Here is a 3,385-nt window from a genome sequence, read left to right on the forward strand (position 1 = left end):
ATGGGACGAGGGAGATAGCCTAGGATAATATCAAATAACCAACGATATATAATAAAAAACCTAGGAATCCTCAACTTCAATAAGTTGAGGTAGTTCAAGAATCCAACAAACCTGTCCTTAGTATGTTATGCGGAGAGAGCATCTTCAAATTGAGGATTATCAAATATATTCATTGAAAATTAACCTTTTGAAGTGTTTGATATATACTCTCCAATTTCAAATAATTAGAAACTACAAATCCATTAACATATTGAAAGACATCATCAATAAAAATAATATATTGCAAAAAACTTTTATTCTGGTTAAGTCAACTTTCAAGTAAAATCACTTGCCAATGACTTCGCTTTCACTGACCTCTTTTAGGTTAAAGATAAATTGTACTATTCAGCGCATTTATATGAAATAAAAAAAAAGAGAAATATTATTCCTCAATTAGAGGAGTAACATTGTTTAATTTGTTGAATATTGAAAGATTTTCAAAAGTGGCAGTGAAATTGTTTTTCTTGTCTATGCCGACTTTGGTAAAATCAATTATGTATTTGTGTCCATTGACCTCAATAAGTTCAAATGAACCTGATTCGTCCTGGCTTCCGTCTGTGTAGTTGTAGGTATTGTTTTCACCTTTGAATACTGTGTAACTATTGTTTGTGTCGTTGGTTATGTAGTCCTGCCAGTCGTGTTCGTTATGCTCCACAACTGAGAGTATCTCATCTGCATTGCCTAATGAATCATACAATACATAGACCCCATCACCCAAATCTTTGAAATTTTCCGGTGCAGTGAATCCTTCAAGGTCAACTGCCGATACAGCTCCAATCATAATCAGAGCAATTGTTGATATTAATAATGCTTTTTTAAACATTGTATTACCGAACTGACTTATATTATTTGTAAATTTTATTAAATTTTAAAGAAGTCCTTTGCCCAGCTGATGCTGTGTTTGACATCGTTGATTTTTACTTCAAAAGTTTCTTCCACTTCACCATAATTTTCATCAAGGTTTTCTGCCTTATTGTCCACATCCATTACATTGTCAACGAGTTTGGCTGATAATGAAGGATGACGTTCAAGCTCCTCAATCTTTTCTGAAACCTGTTGCCTTGCTTCAAAATAGTCATCGATAGCCTTTCCAAAATCGATTTCCTCCTTGGTCAAGCTACTTAATTTTTCAATCTGCTCATCGGTTAATTCGATTTCAATCTTAGTCATACAATACCTCAATATAATTAGTTATTTATATATTTTTAATTTGTCATTTAAATTATTTTAGATTATGAGATAAAAATAACTGAAAATTTTTGTTTCATTTTCAACTGTTTCATTAGAAACATTTATAATGTATTCTGTCAAATCTTATATCAGGTGAACATTATGGAGGAAGAAAGTTTTCAGGGTATAATGGACAGGTCGCCTTTCATAGCATGGATACACAACATATCTCTAAACCAGCAGAAATACATGAAAAGCCAATTCAGTGAACTTGATTTGGGCCACGATGTGCGCTACATCATGTACATCTATGACAATCCCAGCTGTTCACAGGAGGATTTGGTCAGCATGTTCTGCCAGAGCAAGGGAAACATTGCAAAAATACTTAAAAAACTTGAAGACAAAGGATTTGTAAAAAGGGAAATAAATCCAAAAAACAGACGTAAATATATGCTTACAACAACCGAGAAGGGAAATGAGCTAGTTCCGGAATACCGAAGAATATCAAAGGAATGGGAAATAAAAGTGGGAATAACACAAGAAGATATAGAACTTAAAAGAAGAATCAGAGAAATAGCAATCAACGGAATGAAACTAACTGAAGAGGGATAAATATGAAATTCGATTTGGAAACAATAGTAATAGCAGTATCGTTTATAACATCGTTTTTTGCGGTGTTTTTATCAAACGGAATAATAATTGGAGTTCCAGCAATCGCACAGGAATTTGCAATGAACAACGTCATCCAGAACTGGGTACCGACTATATTTTTCCTGGTTGTGGCAGTATTTACAGTTCCGGCAGGACAGATTTCAGGAAAATTCGGAGTTAAAAAGACATTGCTTGCAGGAGTAACATTATATTTACTCGCATCAATTGGAGCATGCCTTTCATTTTCAACAGAATCATTTTTAGTTTTCAGAATACTTCAGGGTGCAGGAGTAGCATTTCTGAACGTTTCAGCAATGGCAATGGTAGTGCATGCAGTAAAACCTCAAAACAGAGGAAAGGCACTTGGATTTACAGTTACAGGAGTATATCTTGCAACATCACTTTCACCTGTAATCTGCGGATTTCTGGTCCACAACCTCGGATGGAGATCAATGTTTTACTTTGTGATTCCATTTTTGGTCCTTTGTATCATTTTGATGATAGTGAAAATTCCAGGAGAATGGAAAACCTATGAAAAGGACAAAATCGATACCATAGGTTCAATTCTGTATGGAATAGGCATACTTGCATTCATCTACGGATTTACAACACTTGCAACACCAAATGGAGCGATAATCACAATCGTCGGATTGATCCTTTTAGTGATATTCGGAGCATACGAGCTCAGGCAGAAATCTCCAGTATTCAACATGAACCTGTTTAAAAACAAGAAGTTTACCTCATCAAACATTGCAGCACTGTGCAGTTACATTGCTGTAATGGTGGTTACAACAATCCTGAACTATCATTTCCAATATGTAAGAGGCTGGAATGCCCAGATGTCAGGTATGATACTCATCATCACCCCAATCATCATGGCAATAATGGCTCCAAATGCAGGTAAACTTTCAGACAAAATACATCCGCAAAAACTTGCAGCAATCGGAATGTCAATCGCAACAGTGGCCCTTCTGATACTGACTTTCCTCACTAATGACACACCACTGTACCTTGTAGTTGTTGCGATGATTCTTCAGGGTATCGGTATGGGACTCTTTTCAAGCCCGAACATGAACGCAATCATGAGTTCAGTACCTCCTAAGGATGCTCCAACCGCTTCCGCATCACAGGCAACAATGAGAACAATCGGTCAGACCATGAGCCTGGGACTTCTGACACTGGTGTTTGCATGGATTATGGGAAACCTTGAACTTGCACCGCAGTATGCGTCAATGATTGTGCAGGCATCACAGATAATCTGTTTAATCTGTACAGTAGCATGCGTTCTTGCAGTATTTGCTTCACTTGTCGGAATAAGGTCAAGCGACAAGTTCAATACAGATAGATAGCTACAGCTATCTATACTTTCTTTTTTTGAACCTCTCCGGCTTGTAGAAGCCTGAGATTCTTAGGCCATGCATATAATATTTTTATTTATGTCACAAGAGTTCAGTAGTTTATTTAGGAACTTTGTAGGGAATATATGCATGAAATCTACTAAGCTGAGCACCGGCGAACCTACGGC

General features: G+C 36.4%; 4 protein-coding genes. 2 read left to right on the forward strand and 2 right to left on the reverse strand.

Annotated elements, in window-relative coordinates; genetic code table 11:
- Nucleotides 1-421: 421 nt before the first annotated feature.
- Together ACKI2P_RS05485 and ACKI2P_RS05490 are read right to left on the reverse strand one after the other, a co-directional pair.
- Complete coding sequence (locus ACKI2P_RS05485) at nucleotides 422-862, reverse strand: hypothetical protein (protein ID WP_407375759.1); 441 nt, start codon at nucleotides 860-862, stop codon at nucleotides 422-424.
- A gap of 38 nt (nucleotides 863-900) precedes the next feature.
- Nucleotides 901-1,209, reverse strand: a complete 309-nt coding sequence (locus tag ACKI2P_RS05490; protein WP_407375760.1) for a hypothetical protein — start codon at nucleotides 1,207-1,209, stop codon at nucleotides 901-903.
- A gap of 162 nt (nucleotides 1,210-1,371) precedes the next feature.
- Between ACKI2P_RS05490 and ACKI2P_RS05495 the strand changes: the two genes are divergently transcribed.
- A complete protein-coding gene (locus ACKI2P_RS05495; RefSeq protein ID WP_407375762.1) occupies nucleotides 1,372-1,821 on the forward strand; it encodes a MarR family winged helix-turn-helix transcriptional regulator in 450 nt (149 codons plus the stop codon).
- A gap of 2 nt (nucleotides 1,822-1,823) precedes the next feature.
- A complete protein-coding gene (locus ACKI2P_RS05500) occupies nucleotides 1,824-3,209 on the forward strand; it encodes an MFS transporter (protein ID WP_407375764.1) in 1,386 nt (461 codons plus the stop codon).
- Nucleotides 3,210-3,385: the final 176 nt, after the last annotated feature.

The organism is Methanobrevibacter sp., from assembly GCF_045541095.1.
Classification (GTDB): domain Archaea; phylum Methanobacteriota; class Methanobacteria; order Methanobacteriales; family Methanobacteriaceae; genus Methanocatella.

What these genes read in the sequence shown, in the direction of transcription:
- ACKI2P_RS05485 (WP_407375759.1), bottom strand. Translation starts at nt 862, where the DNA reads ATGTTTAAAAAAGCATTATTAATATCAACAATTGCTCTGATTATGATT.
- ACKI2P_RS05490 (WP_407375760.1), bottom strand. Translation starts at nt 1,209, where the DNA reads ATGACTAAGATTGAAATCGAATTAACCGATGAGCAGATTGAAAAATTA.
- ACKI2P_RS05495 (WP_407375762.1), top strand. Translation starts at nt 1,372, where the DNA reads ATGGAGGAAGAAAGTTTTCAGGGTATAATGGACAGGTCGCCTTTCATA.
- ACKI2P_RS05500 (WP_407375764.1), top strand. Translation starts at nt 1,824, where the DNA reads ATGAAATTCGATTTGGAAACAATAGTAATAGCAGTATCGTTTATAACA.